Raw genomic sequence first — 18567 nt, forward strand, 5'->3', positions numbered from 1 at the left:
TCCTCAAACGCCGGACGGGCTGAAGTGTCCTGACCGGCGCCGAGCAAGGCCGCGGGCGAAAGCACGGCCCAAGAAGGGCCGTGCGCGGAAGCGCGGCTCACTCGTTCGTGAACTCCTCCACGACCGTCGCCCCCAGCTCGCGCACGATCAGTTCGTGGCCGGAGAGGGCCGATTCGTTGAGGTCGGGGTCGTCGTCCTCGGGGATGTCGTCCTCCGGGGAGACCGGGGGCGGGGGTTCCGGGGCCCTGGGCTGGGGGGAGGGTGTGGGGGTGGTCCGGGCCGTCGGGGGCGGTGATGTGGGCGCGGGTGAGGAGGGGGGCGGCGGGGACGCGGGGCGCTGTGTGGGGGTGCCGGCGCCGGGGTTGCCGTAGCCGCCTCCGCCGTAGGAGCCGTTGGAGGGGGCGGGCGGCGGGGCCGAGCCGCCGGAGGGGTCGACGATCGCCTCGATCTTCCACTGCACGTTGAACTGCTCGGCCAGCGCCTGGCGCAGTACGTCCTCGCTGCCGCTGCTCGCGAAGTTGTCGCGGGCGCCGGCGTTGACGAAGCCGAGCTGGAGGGTCGTGCCGTCGAATCCGGCCACCTGGGCGTTCTGGCTGAGCAGGATCCAGGTGAAGCGGCGGCGGTTCTTGACGGCCTCCAGGATGTTCGGCCAGAGCATCCGGGGGTCGGGGCCGCCGCTCGGGGGCGTGGAGGACGCGACGGGGGCGGGTGCCGCCGCCTGCGGGGCGGGTGTGGGCGCGGGTGCGGAAGCGGCCGGTGCGCTGGGTGCGGCCGGGGGCTGGCCGGCGCCCGCCGGGGTTGCCGTGGGCCAGCCGCCCGGGCGCCGGCCGCTGCCCGCGGAGGCCGCGGTGGGCCAGGCGCCGGGGGCCGGGGAGGCCGGGGTGGGGGTGGGGGAGGCCGGGGCAGCGGGCGGTGGTGAGGAGACCGGTGCGACAGGCTCGGCGGCGGTGGTCGGAGGGGGTGCGGGGGCTGCGGGTGCTCCCGGGCCGGCCGCAGCGGCTGCGCCGGCACCGGCGCCGGCGCCGGCGGCCGGCGTGCCTGCTGCCGGGGCTCCCGAATTCCGTACCGCAGCGCGCGCCGCAGCGGGGCCGCCGCCCGGCGCAACCGGGCCGCCGGCCGGGCCGCCGACGGCACCGGGCATCGGTCCGGCGTGCGCCTCGGGCCCCGGCACATACCCCAGGGCCGGTGCGCCGCCGCCCGCGGAGAAGTTCACGCCCCGCTCGATCCGGTCGAGCCGGGCCATCACCGAACGCTCGTCCCCGTACGCGGCCGGCAGCAGGACGCGCGCGCAGATCAGTTCCAGCTGGAGGCGGGGCGAGTTGGCGCCGCGCATCTCGGTGAGGCCCTCGTTGACCAGGTCGGCGGCGCGGCTGAGCTCGGCGGCGCCGAAGGTGCCCGCCTGGGCCTGCATGCGCTCGACGACGTCGGCCGGGGCGTCGATGAGCCCCTTCTCCGCGGCGTCCGGCACGGCGGCGAGGATCACCAGGTCGCGCAGGCGCTCCAGCAGGTCGGCGACGAAGCGGCGCGGGTCGTTGCCGCCCTCGATGATGCGGTCGACGACCTCGAACGCGGCGGCCCCGTCACCGGTCGCGAAGGCCTCGACGACGGAGTCCAGGAGCGAACCCTCGGTGTAGCCGAGGAGGGACGTCGCCATTGCATACGTCACACCGTCCGCCCCGGCGCCCGCGAGCAGCTGGTCCATGACGGACATGGAGTCACGCACGGAACCCTGACCGGCCCGGACGACCAGTGGCAGCACGCCGTCCTCGACCGGGATGTTCTCCTTGCCGCACACCTCGCCGAGGTACTCGCGCAGCGTCCCCGGCGGCACGAGACGGAACGGGTAGTGGTGCGTCCGCGAGCGGATCGTGCCGATGACCTTCTCGGGCTCGGTGGTCGCGAAGATGAACTTGAGGTGCTCCGGGGGCTCCTCGACGACCTTCAGCAGCGCGTTGAAGCCGGCCGACGTGACCATGTGGGCCTCGTCGATGATGTAGATCTTGTACCGGCTGGCGGCGGGCCCGAAGAAGGCCTTCTCGCGCAGCTCACGGGCGTCGTCCACACCGCCGTGCGAAGCGGCGTCGATCTCGATGACGTCGATGGAGCCCGGCCCGTTGCGCGCCAGGTCGCGGCAGGACTGGCACTCCCCGCAGGGCGTGGGCGTGGGTCCCTGCTCGCAGTTCAGGCAGCGGGCCAGGATGCGTGCGCTCGTCGTCTTGCCGCAGCCGCGCGGCCCGCTGAACAGGTACGCGTGATTGACCCGGTTGTTGCGCAGCGCCTGCTGCAGCGGGTCGGTTACATGCTCCTGCCCGATGACCTCGGCGAACGACTCCGGGCGATAGCGGCGGTACAGCGCGAGAGACGACACGCCTACGAGGTTATAGGCGCCCACTGACAACGCGGACCGCCCGGATGCCGAGAGCTCCGCCGGACGAAACCAAAGCGTCTTGTGACTGCCGTTTCACAGAAACGGAGCACCCCTCATGATTAAGTTGAATGCTCAAATACAACAGCAAACGCACAGTGCCCCTGCCGCCCCTCTCCCCACACCCCCCACACCCCCCACACCTCGCAAGGACACTCATGCCCCTCTACTTCATTCGCCATGGCGAGTCCCAGGCGAACGAGCAGAACCGGTTCGCCGGACGGCTGGACGCCCCGCTCACCACACTCGGCCTCCGCCAGGCCGAGCAGGCGGCCGACCGGGTCGCCGCCCTCGTGGCCGCCGGCATACGCATCGACGAAGTGCACACGTCCACCCTCCGCCGCGCCCAGGAGACCGCCCGGACGATCATCGACCGGCTGCCCGAACCACCTGACCGGGTCACGATCGACGAGGCCCTCATAGAACGCGACTTCGGTGTCTACAGCGGCCGCAACAAGAGCCTGGTGAAGAAGACCATCGGCTTCGCCGGCTACACCGAGGCGTTCCACTCCCCGACCGGACGACCGCCCGGTGGCGAGACCTGGAGCCAGATGTACGCGCGCGTGGCCGCGTACTACGACGAGGTGCTCCTGCCCGCCTCCCGCGCAGGCCGTACCGTCCTGGTCGTCGCCCACAAGTACATCGTGGAGATGTTCGCGCTGGTCGTTGCGGGCGCCCGCCCCGAGTCGTACCGCGACTTCAAGATCCCCAACGCGCGCCCGCTCTCCGAGGAGGACCTGCGCCGCGCGGTCGCGGCTCCGGCGGCGGCCGGCCTGCTGAACGACCTCGGCGAGATCGTCGAGATCCGCCTCCCGCTGCTGATCGCCGCGGCGGCCCTGGCGGGGACGGTCGCCCAGCTCGCCCTGGGCGTACAGGTGCCCGCCTTAGTGTTCACGGCGACCATGACGGCCCTGCTCTCGGTCGGCTCCTTCTTCGCCATGCTGCGCGTCAACCCGCGCACCCTCCGCCGCCCGCTCGCGAGCCTCCACACGGCCTGGCCCCTGCTCCTGCCGCGCCTGAGCCTGGGCCTGGTCCTGCTCTGGGCGGGCCACTCCCTCCCCCTGCAACTCGCCGGCCTCTTCCTCCTGCTCCCCCCGGCCCTGGTCGTACCCACTCTCTCCCTCCTCTGGGGAGGCGACTACTTCTTCGCCGTACGCCACACGGTGGCCGCTTCGCTGGCCCTCCCGGTGCTGCTGCTGGCGGGGCTGGCGCTCCCGGTCATGCTGCCGGGCGGCGTGGCGCAGGCCCATACGCTCACCACCCTCGAACCGGCGCTGCTCACATACGCGGCCGTACTGCTCGCCGCCCTCTTCCTGCCCGGCGCGGGCGCCCAGGCGCTGCGCCGCCGCGACCCGATCCGCGCGGGCGCCCTGAGCACCAACTGGAACTGGCTGGGCGGCCTTGCCCTGATCCCCCTGGCGGGCCTGGCCACGTTCGCGCTGACCCCGCCGACGGGCCTCACGGCAGCGCTCGCCACCCACCTGCTGCTGACGACCACCGTCACCGCCGCGGCCCTGACAGCCCTCCGGGTGCTCACGGCGCTCTTCCTCCGGCTGCGCCCGCACGGCACCGGCCTCGGCCGCGACATGTTCATCACGCAGAACACGCCCAACGTCTTCCTGTGGCTCGCCATGACCGCGGTCCTCGCCCCCACGACCGGCCGTCACCCTTCGGTCATCGGCCTGGGCGTCGCGCTCGTCTTCTTCCTGGCGGTCTACGTCGACGAACGGATCTTCCTCCGCGCCCACCAGCGCGATCTGTCCCCCGGGGAACACAAGACCCCCCACGCACCCGCCAGAGCCGACCTACCCTTGCTGCCTTCCGGCCCTGGGGGAGTTCAGTCAGATAGCGCCGCGTGAGGGGCTGAGCCCCACCTTACCCGATCGCCGGGCGCCCGAACGAGTTCGCTAGCACCCTCCGACGTCATGTAATGTTTCCGGCGGAGGATTCGCCTAGAGGCCTAGGGCGCACGCTTGGAAAGCGTGTTGGGGGCAACCCCTCACGAGTTCGAATCTCGTATCCTCCGCCAGTGCCTCACCGGGCACGATGTCGAAGGGCCCCACCGTTCGCGGTGGGGCCCTTCGACGTTGTCCGTCTCAGTTTCCGTCTCAGTCGGCTTCCGCGGAGTACCGGTACCGCTCGTGGCGGTCTCCCGCAGCGGGATCGGTTGTTCCGGCCTTCAGGCGGTGTACGGCCCCGGGGAACTGCTCAGCGCTTGGCGCAGCCGCGGCTGAACAGCCGAAACGAAGGACCCGGCCGCTGAGCGGTCGGGTCCTTCGCCGCTTTGTGGATGGGCTGCGGGCTGTCGGCAGTTCGTGCTGCCCGGTCGTGGGCCACGAGGGCGTCGTGCGTCAGCGGCGCCCGGGCGAAACGGAGTGGAGTTCCACGCCGACCCGGCACGGGAGCGGCGGCAGGGCGCCGGTGAACGGTGCCGGGCGGCCGGTGGACGTGCCGAAGAGGGCGGCCGCCTGTTCGGCGTCGAGTGCGAACTCGATGCGGTCGCACTCCGCGGGGCGGTCGGCGGGGCCGACGACCAGGTGGAACGCCACCCCGCCGTCGGCGTCCTGGTTGGCGGTGACCAGAGCGTCGACCACACCAGAGATCTCATGCCGGGTGAGGGTCTCGGACTGCATCTTCATGACGTTCCTCCTGATGTTCTTGGTCCAGGTGGGTTCGTGCGGGGCGCTTGCGCCTACAACTCGGGGGCCTTCTCCAGCAGGGGGCGGCCCCACTGCTCCGCGAGCGCCGCCTCCAGGGCGGCGCCGACCCGGTACAGGCGGTCGTCCGCCATGGCCGGAGCGATGATCTGGAGTCCCACGGGGAGGCCGTCGTCCGGAGACAGGCCGCAGGGCAGTGACATGGCGGCGTTGCCCGCGAGGTTGACCGGGATCGTGCACAGGTCGGCGAGGTACATCGCCATGGGGTCGTCAACGCGCTCCCCGAGCGGGAACGCCGTGGTCGGCATGGTCGGCGAGACCAGGACGTCGACGTCCTCGAAGGCCCGGGTGAAGTCCCGGATGATGAGAGTGCGGGCGCGTTGGGCGCTGCCGTAGTAGGCGTCGTAGTAGCCGGAGCTGAGCGCGTAGGTGCCGAGGATGACGCGGCGCTTGACCTCGGGGCCGAATCCGGCCTCGCGGGTGAGCGCGGTGACGTCCTCGGCCGAGCGGGTGCCGTCGTCGCCCACCCGCATCCCGTACCGGATCGCGTCGAAGCGTGCCAGGTTGCTGGAGCACTCGGAAGGCGCGATCAGGTAGTACGCGGGCAGGGCGTACGTGAAGGACGGGCAGGACACCTCGGCGACCTCGGCGCCGAGTTCCCGCAGCAGCTCCACGGCCTCCGTGAAGCGTCGTATCACCCCGTCCTGGTAGCCCTCACCGGAGAACTCGCGCACCACACCGACGCGCATCCCCCGCAGGCCGCCGTGGCGTGCGGCCTCGACGACGGGCGGGACGGGCGCGTCGATGGACGTCGAGTCCATCGGGTCGTGCCCCGCGACGACCTCGTGCAGCAGGGCCGTGTCCAGCACCGTGCGCCCGCACGGGCCGCCCTGGTCGAGGGAGGAGGAGTAGGAGACGAGCCCGTAGCGGGACACCGAGCCGTAGGTCGGCTTGACGCCGACGGTTCCGGTCAGGGCGGCCGGCTGGCGGATCGAGCCCCCGGTGTCGGTGCCGATGGCCAGGGGCGCCTCGTACGCGGCCAGCGCCGCGGCTGATCCGCCGCCGGAGCCACCGGGGACCCGCGTCATGTCCCAGGGGTTGCGGGTCGGCCCGTAGGCGCTGTTCTCGGTGGAGGAACCCATGGCGAACTCATCCATGTTGGTCTTGCCGAGAATGACGATCCCGGCGGCCTTGAGCCGGAGCGTCAACGTCGCGTCGTAGGGCGGGACCCAGCCTTCCAGCATGCGGGAGCCACAGGTGGTGGGCACGCCCCGGGTGGTGAAGGCGTCCTTCAGAGCGAGCGGGACACCGGCCAACGGGCCGGGTCGCTCGCCCCGCGCCAGCCGGGCGTCCACCGAGCGGGCCTGGGCGAGGGCCCCTTCGTGGTCGACGTGCAGGAACGCGTGCACCTTCTCGTCGACCGCGTCGATGCGGGCGAGGTGGGCCTCGGTCACCTCGACGGCTGTGACCTCCCCCGCGGCGATCTCCGCGGCGATCTGTGCCGCGGTGAGCCTGATGATGGCGCTGTCGGTCATGCCGGGCCTTTCCCGTGTGGTGCGATACGGCGTACCGCCTCCGCGAGGACCTCAGGAGGCTGGGCGAAGGGGAGGCGGAGGAATCCTTCGAGGTGTCCGTCGGTGCCGAAGCGAGGGCCCGCCGCCAGGCGCACACCGTCGCGTTCCGCGAGGGCGGCGATCTCGCGGGCGGACCGGCCTCCGGCGTGGGCCCACAGGGCGAGCCCGCCCTCCGGCACCCGGAAGGTCCAGTCGGGCAGTTCGCCGCGCAGGGCCGTGACGAGTGCGTCGCGCCGGGTGCGGGCGCGTTCGCGCTGGACGGCGACCGTGTCCGCGAACACGCGGGCGTCGCCGAGGAGGTGACGGACCACCAACTGTTCCAGGACGGGAGGGGCGAGGTCCACGCCCGCGCGCCGGACCGCCAGGGTGCGGACGAGCTGGGGCGTGGTGCGGATCCAGCCGACGCGCAGTCCGGACCACAGGGTCTTGGCCGCGGAGCCGACCGTGATCACGCTGCTCCCCGGGTCGAGGGCGGCGAGCGGGGTCGGTGCCGGGGCCGGGGGAGTGAGGGACAGCTCGGCCAGTGTCTCGTCGACGAGCAGGGTCACGCCGGTGGAGGCGGCCAGGGCGACGAGGGCACGGCGCCGGTCCTCGGACATCAGCAGGCCGGTCGGCTGCTGGAAGTCGGGGGTCAGACAGGCCAGTCGGGGACCGGCAGAGCGCAGTGCGCTGTTCCACGCCGGCACGTCCCATCCGTGGTCGCGCAGCGCCACGGGGAGAGGGCGAGCGCCCGCCGCCTCGACGGCGCGCACCAGGTTGGGGTGTCCCGGCGACTCCACGGCCACCCGGTCGAAGGGGCCGGTCAACTCCCGCAGCAGCAGCGCGAAGGCGCCGGTCGCTCCGTTCGTGACGAGGATCTGTTCGGGGCCGGTGGGCACACCGCGCCGTGTGTACCACCCCGCCACGGCCTCCCTCAGCTCCTCGAGCCCCGCGGGGAAACACCCATGGCCGTGCGCGTACCGGGCCAGTTCCCGTCCGGCCGCGTCCACCGCCGCCGACAACCACGGCTCGGGAGCGGGCAGCGAGGCCGTCACCAGATCGATGACGCCCGTGCCTCCCTCCTGCTCGGCCCTGCGTGGAGTCGGAACCCGAAGCGGCATCCCCGCCGCACCCCGCGCCGCCGGTGCCGGCTGCGGGGGCAGGATCGTGTACGTGCCCGAGCCGTGGCGGCTCTCGGCGTGACCGGAGGAGCACAGGAGTCGATAGGCGGCCGTGACCGTGGTTCGGCTCACGACGAGGTCGGCTGCCAGCCGGCGTTCGGCGGGCAGGCGCGTGCCGGGTGGGATACGGCCGTCGCGGACGAGGTCGAGCAGACAGGCCGCCAGTTGCCGGTATGCACTGCCGGCTGTGCCGCGCCAGTCGCCGAGCAGCGGTCCCAGCGGAGGAACAACGGCCTGTCGCGCCCCGTCCACGCCCATCCCCCCCTCTCGTCCTCTGTGTCGCTTCATGCCTCTCCCCCGCGGGTGCCGCCCGGCACCCGAGCATGCTCAGGCTCCCAGTGACGCGATCCGTTCGCTCTCGCCGCTTGTCAGGTCGTTGGCGAGTCTGTTCCAGACGCCGGCGTAGCCATGGGCGAGTTGGGCCAGGGACTCCCGGCAGTGGGGCGGGACCGTGGCGGCGATGCGGCCGCCGTCGCGGGCGATCACGGCGCAGGCGTCGAGGACCCTGAGGACGCTGCGGCCGGCGTCGCTGAAGCGCAGGGAGGGGTCGCGACGCAACGCGTCGAAGAGGCGCAGGATTTCGTCCTCTGCGATGGGCCGCCCCGTGCTCGCCGGCGGCACCCGGCGCTGCCCGGGCGGGACGGACGGCTGGGCCTGCGGAAGCCTCGGGTCGCGGCCGCTGCGTTCGGGTACCGGGCTCTCGCCGCGCCGGATGCGGGCCCGTACGTCGGCGACGGTGGCGGGAGCCAGGCCGGCCCGCGCGGCGATCTGGCGGAGGGAGGCGCCGGGATCGCTCCTGATGAGCTCACCCGCGAGTTCGCGGCGCTGTGAGGAGTCGACCGGGCGGGAGCGGCCGTCCCGGCCGATCCTGAACCCCCCGGCTTCCGTGTCGGCGCCGCGCAGTCGGGCCACCTTCTTCGCGGAGAGCCCGGCGAGGGCCGCCACCGCCCGGTCCGCCCAGCGCGGGTGCGCGGCAAGGATGCGTCGTGCGGCGGCGATGCGGTCGTCGGTGGAAAGGGGCCGGCCGTGCGTGACGTTGGTCGCCACGGCGAGCAGCCGGGCGGCGTCCAGGTCCCCCTCGAAGAAGCGCGCGGAGATGTGGTCGGCACCCCGCAGACAGGCGGCCCGCAGACGGTGCGCACCGTCGACGACGGTCATGGTGGCACGGTGCACGAGGATGGGCGGGAACTCCGCCTCCGTCTCGGCCAGCGTCCGTACGTAGTCCTCGTCCTCGCCCGCGCTGCGGGGCGAGAAGTCGTCGAAGTCGACGACGAGGTGTTCGATCGGTACCAGCTCGACGGGCTGGTCCAGGAATCCACGGTCGCGCAGCCTGATCAGATGGTCCGCGCCGTCCGGCGACGCCCCGACATCCGGAAGATCACGAGTGCCCTGGCCGTCTCGGTGGTCGCGAGTGTCTCGGTCCACAGCTGTCCCCCTCAGAAAATCGTCCCACGTGCACGCTGGTCCAGGCGATGCGGGGCGGCTCACTGCCAGCCGAGGTCGTCCTCTCCGGTCAGGAGCGGCGTGGCACCGGCGACCGTGTGAACTGCCGTGCTGTGGGCGGGAGTCAGTCCCTCGGCGGCGGCCGCACCGGCGCCCGCGGTCATGATGACCGCTCCGGTCACGATCACTCCGCGCAGGAGCCGACGGGAGACGTGGGAGGAGTACTTGCGCGACATAGCTTCTGCCTTTCTGCTGACTTTGTGCTGGCAGGAAGAAGTGTTGTCGCAGCTCCGGGGGATGGAACAGTGGTTCCGCGCGGGGCAAACCGGCCCTGGCCTACTGCGTCCACCCCCGTTCGCAGAGGGGAACGGGGGAATTCATGCGCATCCCCCGCTTCGATCAAGGATACGCAAAGCGCGGGGCGGATTAATTCATTCCGTGTGCCCCGGCAGGTATTCGGGCACAATCAGCGGCACTTGGGCGCTCCAGAACTCCCAGTCCTCGAGCAGGGGGTGGGCGGCACAGGTCCGCCGCCACAGCGACTCGGCCGCCACCTCGGCTTCCTCCAGAGTCGGAGCCCTCAGAAAGATCCCGACGGTCGGGGCCGACGCCTGATCACGATGGACACTGACGTGCTCGAACCCCTCGACCTCCGCACCGCATCCGGCGACGGCGGTCGCGGTCCAGTCGGGCATGGCGCAGCCGTAGGGGTGCGGCCGCAGATAGACGTGAACGAGATACATGTGCCACCTCAGGAAAGTCAGGAACACCCCCAGGGAATGCGCCTTACCGATGCAATACTCCCCCGACCCAAAACACCAAATTAAGGACAACGGCTTGCCTGTAACAACCAGGCCACGTACTGTCGGCTGACTCTTGACTGCTGAGCGCCACCGGTAATTGTCCAACGTTGAATTTCCGACTGGGGGCTGCCGAAATAAATGCTTCACGTTCTGGGTCTTGACGCTGTAACAGAGTCCGTCTACAAGGCGATGCTCACGAATCCCCGCAGCGGTGTCGCCGGTGTGTGCGCGCTGCTGGGGCTTTGCGAGCAGGAGGTTCGGGGGGCCCTCGACCGCCTCAGCGAGATGGCGCTGGTGCGCGCCTCGACCGAGGACCCGAGCCAGCTGTACGCGGTCAGCCCGCATGTCGGCATGGAACTCCTGCTGGCCCGGCAACAGGAGCAGCTCGCCGCCCAGCAGCAGCGGCTGGAGGCCAGCCGCGCGGCCGCGGCGAAACTCATCCTCGAATTCGACGGTCAGCGCCAAACAGGCCCGTCCACGGCCGGTATCGAGCATCTCCAAGGTCTCGACGCCATTCGCGATCACCTCGCGGCCCTGCACGACAAAGTCACCCACGAACTCCTGACGTTCGCACCGGGCGGCCCCCAGACACCCGCGAACATGCAGGCGTCCCGCCCTCTCAATCAGCAACTGCTGGAACGTGGCGTGCACATGCGCACGATCTACCTGGAGTCCGTTCGTTCCTGCCCGGACACCATGGAATACGCGCACTGGCTCGCGGAACAGGGCTGCCAGGTCCGGACGGTGCCCTCGCTCCCCAACCGGATGATCATTTACGACCGGGAGGCCGCGATCCTCGCCACCGACACCGACAACACCGCTGCCGGTGCCGTACAGGTGTCGTCGCAGGGAATGATCGCCTCGCTGCACGCCCTGTTCGAGAGCGTCTGGCAGTCGGCCGATCCACTGGATGCGATGAGGCAACCGGATCCCGGCGGCCTCACGCGACAGCAGTCTGAAGCCCTGAGACTACTGGCTCAAGGCTCCACAGACGAAGCCATCGCCAAACGCCTCGGGGTGTCCGCCCGCACCGCCCGCCGGATCGCGCACGGCCTGATGACCCATCTGGACGCTCGCAGCCGGTTCCAGGCCGGCGTGTACGCCGTCCAGAAGGGCTATCTGCCGGCGCTCCCGGAATAGAGCCACAGAAACGATTTTCTGTCCGGCCGCGGCAGGCCGGGGACGCCTCAAGCCACCAGGGCCGGCGTCGCGGCCGGCTCGAAGAGGCCGAACTCGTGCAGGGCCTCCTCGGAGGTGTGGGCGACCTTGACCAGACGCCGCTCCTGGTCACTGAGGAATCCCTCCGCGACCAGGTGGTCGAGCATGGCCAGCATCGGAGTGAAGAAGCCCCTGTGGTTGACCACGACGATCGGCTTCTCCATCAGCGACAGCTGGTTCCAGGTCATCACCTCCATCAGCTCGTCCAGCGTGCCGATGCCGCCCGGCAGCACCGCGAAGGCCGACGACAGCCGGTACATGAGGGCCTTGCGCTCGTGCATCGAGCGGACCACGAAGACCTCTCCGGGCGCCTTGTCGGCGCGCTCCCGCTCGTGCAGCGTGCGCGGGATCACCCCCGTGACACTGCCACCGCCGTCCAGCACCCCGGCGGCCACCGCGCCCATGACCCCGACACCGCCGGCGCCGTAGACCAGATCGAGCCCGCGCTGGGCGATCATCCGGCCGAACTCCCGGGCGAAGTCCGTGTACGCGGACTGCACACCCGGCCTGGCGCCGCAGAACACCGCGACGCGTTTGCTCTTGCTGAGCCTGAGTTGCATGGCTTGTCCCCTCTCTGAGGATTGTTCCTGCTGCTTCTGGGGCTGCTACTGCTCGTGGTCCCGTGCCCGGGCCAGTTCCTGACGCGCCGGACGCCCGGACGCGGATCGCTCGCTGAGACCGGTGACGCGCAGCGCGGTACGCAGCAACACCCGCGCACCCGCGACCAGGTCGCGCGGGGCGGTGTCCTCCTCCGGGACGTGGCTGATGCCGCCGATGCTCGGCACGAAGATCATTCCGATGGGCGCGATGTCGGCGACCATCTGCGCGTCGTGCCCGGCACCGCTGGGCAGGACCTCGTGCGTGAGGCCCAGTTCGTCGGCGCTGCACTCGATGGCCGCGCGCAGCACCGGGTCGGTGGAGACCGGGTCGGAACGGGTCTCGGCGACCACCTCGATCTCGGTGCCCGTGTCCGCGGCGATCGTCCGCAGGGCCCGGCGCAGGGTCTCCTCGGCCGTCGCCGCCCGCCACACGTCCGTGTCCCGCAGGTCCACCGTCAGCCGCACCATGCCCGGGATGGTGTTCGGCGTGTTGGGGTGCGGGTCGAGCCGGCCGACCGTGCCGACGCGGCACAGCTTGCGATCCCGCGCGATGTGTTCCACGGCCAGCACCACCCGGCCGGCCGCGGCGAGCGCGTCCCGGCGCCCCTCCATCGGGCTGGTGCCCGAGTGGCCGGCGGCGCCCCGCACCTCCACCGTGAGCACGGTGCGGCCCGTGATGGCGTCGACCACCCCGATCCGGTTGCCGCTGCGTTCGAGCACCGGCCCCTGTTCCACGTGGAGTTCGAGGTAGGCGGCCACCGAGCCGTGCGGCCAGCCCGCGCTGCCGAGCGCGTCCAGGTCGCCGCCGGCCAGCCGCAGCGCCTCGCGCAGCGGCCGCCCGTCGTGGTCGCGCGGCTCCCGGGGCAGCTCGGCCAGCCGGCCCGCGATCGCCATGGAGCCCCAGAACGGCTGCGGGAACAGCGCCCCCTCCTCGTTGGCGAAGGCCACCGCCACCGGCTCGTACGGCAGGTGGACGCCGCTGTCCTCGAGGGTCTGGAGCACCTCCAGGGCGGCCAGCACTCCGTAAGCGCCGTCCAGGCGGCCGCCGTTGACGACGGTGTCCAGGTGCGAGCCCATCATCAGGGCCTGCCGCTCGCCGGGCTGCTCGCCGAGCCGGGGCCGGGGACGCACGATGAGGTTGCCGGCCGCGTCGACCGCGGGGACGAGTCCCGCGGCGCGGGCCTCGTCCATCAGGTGGCCCCGCGCTTCCCGGTCGGCCGCGCTGAAGCCCTCCCGGGTGATGCCGCCCGTCCGCTCGTCCAGGCCGATCCGGCCCAGCGCGGCGATCCGACCGAGCAGCCGGTCCGCGTCGATGTCCAGGGACAGCAGCCCGTCCGCCCCCTGTACCAGGGTGTCGCCCATCCTTACGTCCTCCCGCTCGGGTCGTAGGTCCGCGAGGCCCGCCACGTCGGCGAGGCCGCTCACAGGTGCCGCTCCCACCACTCCAGGACGGCCTCGAATCGCGCCAGCCGGTGGCTGGGCAGCCCGGAGCGGGACATGTCGTGCCCCTCTCCCGGGAACAGCAGCATCTCGACGGGGACCCCGCGCACCTTCAGCTCCGTGAACAGGCGCTGCGCCTGCTCCTGCGGGCAGTGCTTGTCCTCCTCGGACTGGATGACCAGCATCGGCGTGGCCATGCGGTCCACGTACGTCAGCGGGCTCTGCTCCGCCCAGCGGGCGCGGTCGGCGCCGTAGAGGGAGACCGCGAGGTCCGCCCCGTCGTCACTGGTGGCGGCGTAGCTGTCGATGGCGTAGAGCCCGCGCTCGCCGATCATGGCCCGGAACCGTTCCCCGTGGTGGGCGTTGAACCAGGCCGCCATGTAGCCGCCGAACGAGCCGCCCATCACGCCGACCCGGGCGCTGTCCAGGTCGGGGAGCTCCAGCGCCTTGTCGAGGATGGCGAGCAGGTCGACGGCGGACCTGCGGGGCAGGTCGTCGCGGACGTAGGCGCCGTGCGCCTGGCCGTAGCCGGAGCAGCCGCGCGGGTTGCCCAGCACCACGGCGTACCCGGCGCTCGCGTACACCTGCGCCTCGTCGAAGGCGGCCGGGCCGTTGAGGGTGTAGCCCCACTGCGTGTACGGGCCGCCCTTGACCTGGAAGATCACGGGGTGCGGGCCGGGGCCCTCGGGGCGCACCACCCAGGCGTGCAGCGGGTAGCCGTCGGGGGCGTACGCGGTGAACTCCTCCATCGGCAGCAGCCCGCCGCGCTCGACGAGTTCGGCGCCGTACGGGGTCAGGACGCGCTCGGTGCCCTCGCGCCACACCACCAGGTCGCCGGCGCCGGCGGCACTGGCGACGACGGCGACGACGGTGGTGGTCCCGCCGGGCGTCTCGGCGACCGCGTAGCCGTTGACCTGGCGCCGTCCGGTGACCACGGGAGTGGGCTCGCCGCCGTCGTAGGGCACCAGGACGAGGTTGACCTCGCCGCGGTGGTCACTGGCGAAGTACACGCCGTCGGCGGCGGGCCAGATCATCTGGCTGGCGAAGCTGAGGTGGTGGGCGTCGCCGGTGAGGCGGCGCGGTACGACCGGACCGGCGGCCGGCTCCTCGGCGGGCCGCACCGGCACCGACCACAGGCCGTAACTCGCCGTGGCGCACGAGTTGTTGTTCTTGTCGAGCTCCGCGCCGCAGAAGACGACCGAGCCGCCGTCCGCGGCGAAGCGCGGTGTGAAGAGGTACAGCCCGCCCTCGGTCAGCGGCCGCAGGCCGGTGCCGTCGACGCCGACGGCCCACACGTCGGTCCGGGAGTCGTTGCCGCGCTCCTCGTGCCGGGCCGTCACGAACGCCAGCAGCCGGCCGTCGGGGCTCCAGGTCAGATCGCCGTGGTCGTAGTCGCCGTCGGTGAGCTGGAGCGGCGCGGCCTCGGCGTCGAAGGGGTCGGTGACGAAGACCTGCCGGGGGCGGTCGTAGGTGTAGCCGAAGCCGTCGAGCTGGTAGACGAGCGTGGTGACGCGACGCGGCCGCTCCTGCTCGGCCGGGCCCTGGTAGCGGCCCGGCGCGGGCACCCGGCTGGTGTAGGCGATCCGGGTCGAGTCCGGGCTCCACACCGGCTGCCCCGCTCCCATCGGGTGGTCGGTGACGGGGTACGCCTCGCCCCCGCCGTGCATCGGCAGCAGATGGATCTGCGCGCGGCCGTGGGCGCCGGGGCGCAGGAAGGCGAGGAAGCGGCCGTCGGGCGAGAAGGCGGGCGCGCCGTCGTAGGGGCCCTGGGTGATGCGGCGCGGCGGGGCCTCGCCCGTGGTGTCCACGATCAGCATCTCGGTGGTGTAGTCGTCGCCCGCCAGGTCGGCGCGGGTGACCTCCACCACGGCGTGGGCACCGTCCGGTGAGAGCGTGGGGCGCCCGAGGACGGGCAGCAGGTCGATGTCAGTGGGCAGCATGTCGGGTCCTCACAGACTCACAGAAGGGTGAAACGCTGTGCCGGGTCGATGAACAGGCCGTCTCCGGGACGCACGTCGAAGGCGTCGTAGAAGGCCCCCACGTGTCCGAGCACGCCGTTGCAGCGGAACTCGGCGGGCGGATGCCGGTCCGACGCGAGCCGCTCGGCCATCCGGGCCGGGGTGGTGCGGGCGCGCCACATCGTCGCCCAGTGCGCGAAGAAGCGGCGCGACTCCTGCGGCCCGGCCGCGCCGGTACGGGCGGTGAACGCGGCGTGCGCGACGGTCACGCCGGCGATGTCGGCCATGTTCTCGCCGACCGTGCGGGCCCCGCTGACCCGCATGCCGGGGAAGCCCTCGGGCTCGTACGCGTCGTACTGGGCGACGAGCAGCTGGGTGCGGCGGGCGAACTCGGCCCGGTCCTCGGGCGCCCACCAGTCACGCAGCCGGCCGCGGCCGTCGTACCGGGAGCCGCGGCTGTCGAAGGCGTGCGCCATCTCGTGGCCGACGATCGCGCCCAGCACCGCGAAGTTCCGCGCGGGGTCGCCCGCGGGGTCGAAGACGGGCGGCTGGAGCAGAGCGGCGGGGATGACGACCTGGTTGAGCCCGTGCCGGTAGTACGCGGTGACCTGGTGCGGGTGGATCTTCCACTCGGTGCGGTCGACCGGGGTGCCGAGGCGGGCGAGTTCCCGGGCGATGTGCCGGGAGCGGCCGCGCTTGACGTTGCCGAGCAGGTCCTGCGGGTCCACGTCGAGGGCGTCGTCGTCGGCGCGGGCGGCCTCGGGGCGGCCGACCTCGAAGACCATGTCGTCCAGCTTGCGCAGGGCGGCGTCCCGGGTGCCGGCCGCCATCCAGCCGGCCCCCTCCAGCCGGGCCCGGTAGGCGTCCACCAGCGCGCCGACCAGGTCGCGGGCGGCCTCCACGGTGCCGGGTGCGACATGCTCGGCGAGATAGCGGTCGGCGATGGCGTCCCCGAGGAACGTCTCGACGAAGGACACCACCCGCAGGCGGCGCGGCCGCGGCTCGGTGAAGCCGTTGAGGGTACGGCCGTAGAAGGCGAAGTTGTCGGCGAAGACCTGGCGCGGCCCGAACGGCACCATCTCGTGCACGTACCGCCACGACAGCCACAGCCGCAGCTCGTCCAGGCCGGTGTGCCGCCACCAGTCGTCGAGGCCGTCGGCGAAGTCCGGCTGGCGCAGCCGGACGGTGGCGTCGGCGGGCACCTCGCCCAGGCCGCGCAGCCAGGCCGCCCACGGGAACCCGCCCTCCCGGGCGGCGAGTTGGGCGGCCGTACCGGTCCAGGGGCGTACCGGAGTGCGGGTCCCCGGCTGCGGCACGGTGTGCCGGGCGGCCAGTTCGGTCTCCAGCCGTACAACGTCCTCGGCAGCCCTGGCGGTGTCGGGCAGCCCGGCGTGGGCGAGCATCACGGCGATGTGCCCGGTGTAGTCCGCGCACAGCTCCGCGCGCCCGTAGTGGCCGGCGGAGGGCAGCCCGAGGCCCGCCTGGGAGAGGGTGAGGACGTACTGGTCGGCGCGCACGGTGTCGACGGCGACCGAGAAGTCGAAGGCGCCGCCCACCCCCTGGGCCTGGAGCCGGCCCATGACCTCGGCCAGCGCCTCGCGGTCGGCCGCGGCCCGGACCGCGGCCAGGTCGGCCGCGAAACCCCGGGCTGCGCCCTGTTCCTCGATGCGCTCCTCGTCCATGAAGCTGGCGTGCAGGTCGGCGATGCGGCGGTCGGCGCCGCCCCGCCCGGGGTGGGCGACGGCGCGGTGGATGACCTCCTCGACATCGTCCTGCACCTTGTCCGCGAGCAACGTCAGGGTGGTGGCCTCGGCCCGGTGGGCGGGCAACACGTAGCCGTCCGTCCAGCGCCCGTTGACGAAGCGGTAGAAGTCGTCCTGCGGCCTGGCGGAGAGATCGGCTTCCGTGCCGCGGGGCAGATACGCCGGCGTGAGCGCCGGGTCCGAGGCCACCGTCATCGCGCGGCCTCGCTCAGCTGCGGGGTGGGCGCCGCGGCACCGGAGTTCTTCAGCACGCCGTTCGCGAAGACGGCCAGGGCGGCGAGGGCGAACAGGCCCGCGGCGAGGAAGCCGTAGCGCGGAGTGGTGAAGCTGAGGATCGCGCCGCCGACCAGGTAGCCGATCGCCGGTCCGGTGTTGGAGACGGCGCCGAGCGCGGCGAAGGCCCGGCCGCGGTGAGTGTCGGGCACCCTGACGTTGAGCAGGATGTGGGTGACCGTCGCCTGGGCGCCGTTGCCGATGCCGCCGAGGACGTAGAACGGCAGGATCCACCACACGCCCGGGACCAGTCCGGTGCCGACGATGGCCACGCCGATGCAGAGGAACGTGCCGATCAGGATGGCCTCGTGGCTGATCCGCTTCAGCCGGCGCACCAGCATCCCGCCGGGGATCAGGCCCAGCATCCAGGCGGACATGACGAGGCCGAAGGTCTCCTCGGAGGCGCCGAAGGTCTCACGGACGTAGAAGACGATGAGGACGTTGATGATGCTGGCGGCCGCCATGACCGCGCCACTCAGGATGAGCACGGCGGTCAGGAAGCGGTCGGAGGTGACCTTGTACGGGGTGGCGGGCTCCTCGGCGCCCGCGCTGTCCTTGCCCGCCGCCTTGGCGTCGCGGCCCTTGTGCAGGCGGGTGCGGATGAGCAGGCCGCCCGCCACGACCGCGGCGAAGCTGAGCGCGTCGATGAGCAGCGGCACGGTCACGCCGAAGCGGCCGATGAGGAAGCCGGCGACGCCGGGTGCGGCGACCATGCCGGCCATCGCCCAGGTCTGGGAGATGGAGGAGGCCCGCGGGACGTTCTCCTTGCCGACGATGGCGCTGGGCAGCGCGCCGAACACCGGGTGGGTGAAGGCGAGTCCGGCGGACAGCAGGACGGAGAGGGCGATCAGGACGGCCGGTGAGGTCCAGATCGTCATCGCCACGCAGACCAGGGCCTGCAGGCTGCCGACGGCGACCATCAGGGTGCGGCTGTCGAAACGGTCGGCGACCTTGCCGGTCAGCGGCGACAGCAGCACCGGCGGCACGGTCGCGGCCAGCAGCAGGGCCATGACGGCGTAGGAGCCGGCTCCCTGGGCCTGCAGCTGAAGGGCGATGGCCGTCTCGGCGGCGATGTCGCCGGCGAAGGACAGACCGCGCATGCCGGCCAGGAGGTAGACGTCGCGCCAGGCGGTCCGGGAGACCGGCGGTGACCCGGCCTCGGTGGTGGGTGATGTGGTGTCGGTGGCCATCTCGTGGCTCACTTCCTCTCGACGTGGGGACGGGTACGGCCTCGGGGAGGCACCGGTTCGGCGG

The 18567-nt window shown here is 72.3% G+C and carries 15 protein-coding genes, 1 tRNA gene, 1 other RNA gene and 1 pseudogene; 3 read left to right on the forward strand and 15 right to left on the reverse strand.

Annotation, left to right across the window (positions count from 1 at the left end; translation table 11 throughout):
- Window positions 1-97: 97 nt before the first annotated feature.
- The gene (locus ACWC1K_RS36155) at window positions 98-2368 is read right to left on the reverse strand and encodes a DNA polymerase III subunit gamma and tau (protein ID WP_450837148.1); all 2271 of its coding nucleotides are present in this window, start codon (window positions 2366-2368) and stop codon (window positions 98-100) included.
- A gap of 215 nt (window positions 2369-2583) precedes the next feature.
- Here ACWC1K_RS36155 and ACWC1K_RS36160 point away from each other — a divergent pair.
- A pseudogene (locus tag ACWC1K_RS36160) lies at window positions 2584-3081 on the forward strand (histidine phosphatase family protein); the annotation flags it as partial.
- Here the strand turns inward: ACWC1K_RS36160 and ACWC1K_RS36165 are convergent.
- The 3 genes from ACWC1K_RS36165 to ffs all read right to left on the reverse strand — a co-directional run bounded on the left by ACWC1K_RS36165 (window position 3000) and on the right by ffs (window position 4293).
- Window positions 3000-3320 (reverse strand): hypothetical protein, encoded by a 321-nt coding sequence (locus ACWC1K_RS36165; protein WP_450837149.1) that lies wholly within the window; start codon window positions 3318-3320, stop codon window positions 3000-3002. The pseudogene ACWC1K_RS36160 and the gene ACWC1K_RS36165 overlap by 82 nt on opposite strands.
- Entirely contained in the window at window positions 3310-4173 is an 864-nt protein-coding gene (locus tag ACWC1K_RS36170) for a hypothetical protein (protein ID WP_450837150.1), read from the reverse strand. The genes ACWC1K_RS36165 and ACWC1K_RS36170 overlap by 11 nt, the downstream gene beginning before the upstream one ends.
- A 23-nt stretch (window positions 4174-4196) precedes the next feature.
- Window positions 4197-4293, reverse strand: an RNA gene (gene ffs, locus ACWC1K_RS36175) — signal recognition particle sRNA small type.
- 73 nt (window positions 4294-4366) lie between these two features.
- On the opposite strand from ffs, the gene ACWC1K_RS36180 reads away from it, so the two are divergent.
- Window positions 4367-4454 (forward strand) — tRNA-Ser (locus ACWC1K_RS36180).
- A 322-nt stretch (window positions 4455-4776) separates the two neighbouring features.
- Here ACWC1K_RS36180 and ACWC1K_RS36185 read toward each other — a convergent pair.
- The 6 genes from ACWC1K_RS36185 to ACWC1K_RS36210 form a co-directional block, all read right to left on the reverse strand.
- The gene (locus ACWC1K_RS36185; protein WP_450837151.1) at window positions 4777-5064 is read right to left on the reverse strand and encodes a hypothetical protein; all 288 of its coding nucleotides are present in this window, start codon (window positions 5062-5064) and stop codon (window positions 4777-4779) included.
- A 53-nt stretch (window positions 5065-5117) separates the two neighbouring features.
- The gene (gene gatA / locus ACWC1K_RS36190; protein ID WP_450837152.1) at window positions 5118-6617 is read right to left on the reverse strand and encodes an Asp-tRNA(Asn)/Glu-tRNA(Gln) amidotransferase subunit GatA; all 1500 of its coding nucleotides are present in this window, start codon (window positions 6615-6617) and stop codon (window positions 5118-5120) included.
- Entirely contained in the window at window positions 6614-8068 is a 1455-nt protein-coding gene (gene yczR / locus ACWC1K_RS36195; protein WP_450837153.1) for a MocR-like transcription factor YczR, read from the reverse strand. The genes gatA and yczR overlap by 4 nt, the downstream gene beginning before the upstream one ends.
- 75 nt (window positions 8069-8143) lie before the next feature.
- Entirely contained in the window at window positions 8144-9241 is a 1098-nt protein-coding gene (locus ACWC1K_RS36200) for a ParB/RepB/Spo0J family partition protein (protein ID WP_450837154.1), read from the reverse strand.
- 59 nt (window positions 9242-9300) lie between these two features.
- The gene (locus ACWC1K_RS36205) at window positions 9301-9495 is read right to left on the reverse strand and encodes a hypothetical protein (protein WP_450837155.1); all 195 of its coding nucleotides are present in this window, start codon (window positions 9493-9495) and stop codon (window positions 9301-9303) included.
- Window positions 9496-9690: 195 nt separating this feature from the next.
- Complete coding sequence (locus ACWC1K_RS36210; protein ID WP_450837156.1) at window positions 9691-10002, reverse strand: hypothetical protein; 312 nt, start codon at window positions 10000-10002, stop codon at window positions 9691-9693.
- Window positions 10003-10200: 198 nt separating this feature from the next.
- Between ACWC1K_RS36210 and ACWC1K_RS36215 the strand changes: the two genes are divergently transcribed.
- Window positions 10201-11202, forward strand: coding sequence for a LuxR C-terminal-related transcriptional regulator (locus tag ACWC1K_RS36215; RefSeq protein ID WP_450837157.1), 1002 nt, complete (start codon window positions 10201-10203; stop codon window positions 11200-11202).
- Window positions 11203-11249: 47 nt separating this feature from the next.
- Here the strand turns inward: ACWC1K_RS36215 and ACWC1K_RS36220 are convergent, their stop codons facing one another.
- Genes ACWC1K_RS36220 through ACWC1K_RS36240 form a run of 5 tightly spaced genes read right to left on the reverse strand, consistent with a single transcriptional unit; the run spans window position 11250 to window position 18503 of the window.
- Entirely contained in the window at window positions 11250-11840 is a 591-nt protein-coding gene (locus ACWC1K_RS36220) for an LOG family protein (RefSeq protein ID WP_450837158.1), read from the reverse strand.
- Between the two features lie 45 nt (window positions 11841-11885).
- Window positions 11886-13304, reverse strand: coding sequence for a hydantoinase/carbamoylase family amidase (locus ACWC1K_RS36225; RefSeq protein ID WP_450837159.1), 1419 nt, complete (start codon window positions 13302-13304; stop codon window positions 11886-11888).
- On the reverse strand, window positions 13301-15259 hold the full coding sequence (locus ACWC1K_RS36230; protein ID WP_450837160.1) for a S9 family peptidase: 1959 nt from the start codon (window positions 15257-15259) through the stop codon (window positions 13301-13303). The genes ACWC1K_RS36225 and ACWC1K_RS36230 overlap by 4 nt, the downstream gene beginning before the upstream one ends.
- Before the next feature lie 17 nt (window positions 15260-15276).
- Window positions 15277-17235 (reverse strand): M13-type metalloendopeptidase, encoded by a 1959-nt coding sequence (locus ACWC1K_RS36235; protein ID WP_450837161.1) that lies wholly within the window; start codon window positions 17233-17235, stop codon window positions 15277-15279.
- Window positions 17232-18503: an MFS transporter gene (locus tag ACWC1K_RS36240; RefSeq protein WP_450837162.1), complete on the reverse strand. Its 1272-nt coding sequence runs from the start codon at window positions 18501-18503 to the stop codon at window positions 17232-17234. Before ACWC1K_RS36240 ends, ACWC1K_RS36235 begins: the two co-directional genes overlap by 4 nt.
- Window positions 18504-18567: the final 64 nt, after the last annotated feature.

Source organism: Streptomyces sp. NPDC001492 (assembly GCF_053597275.1).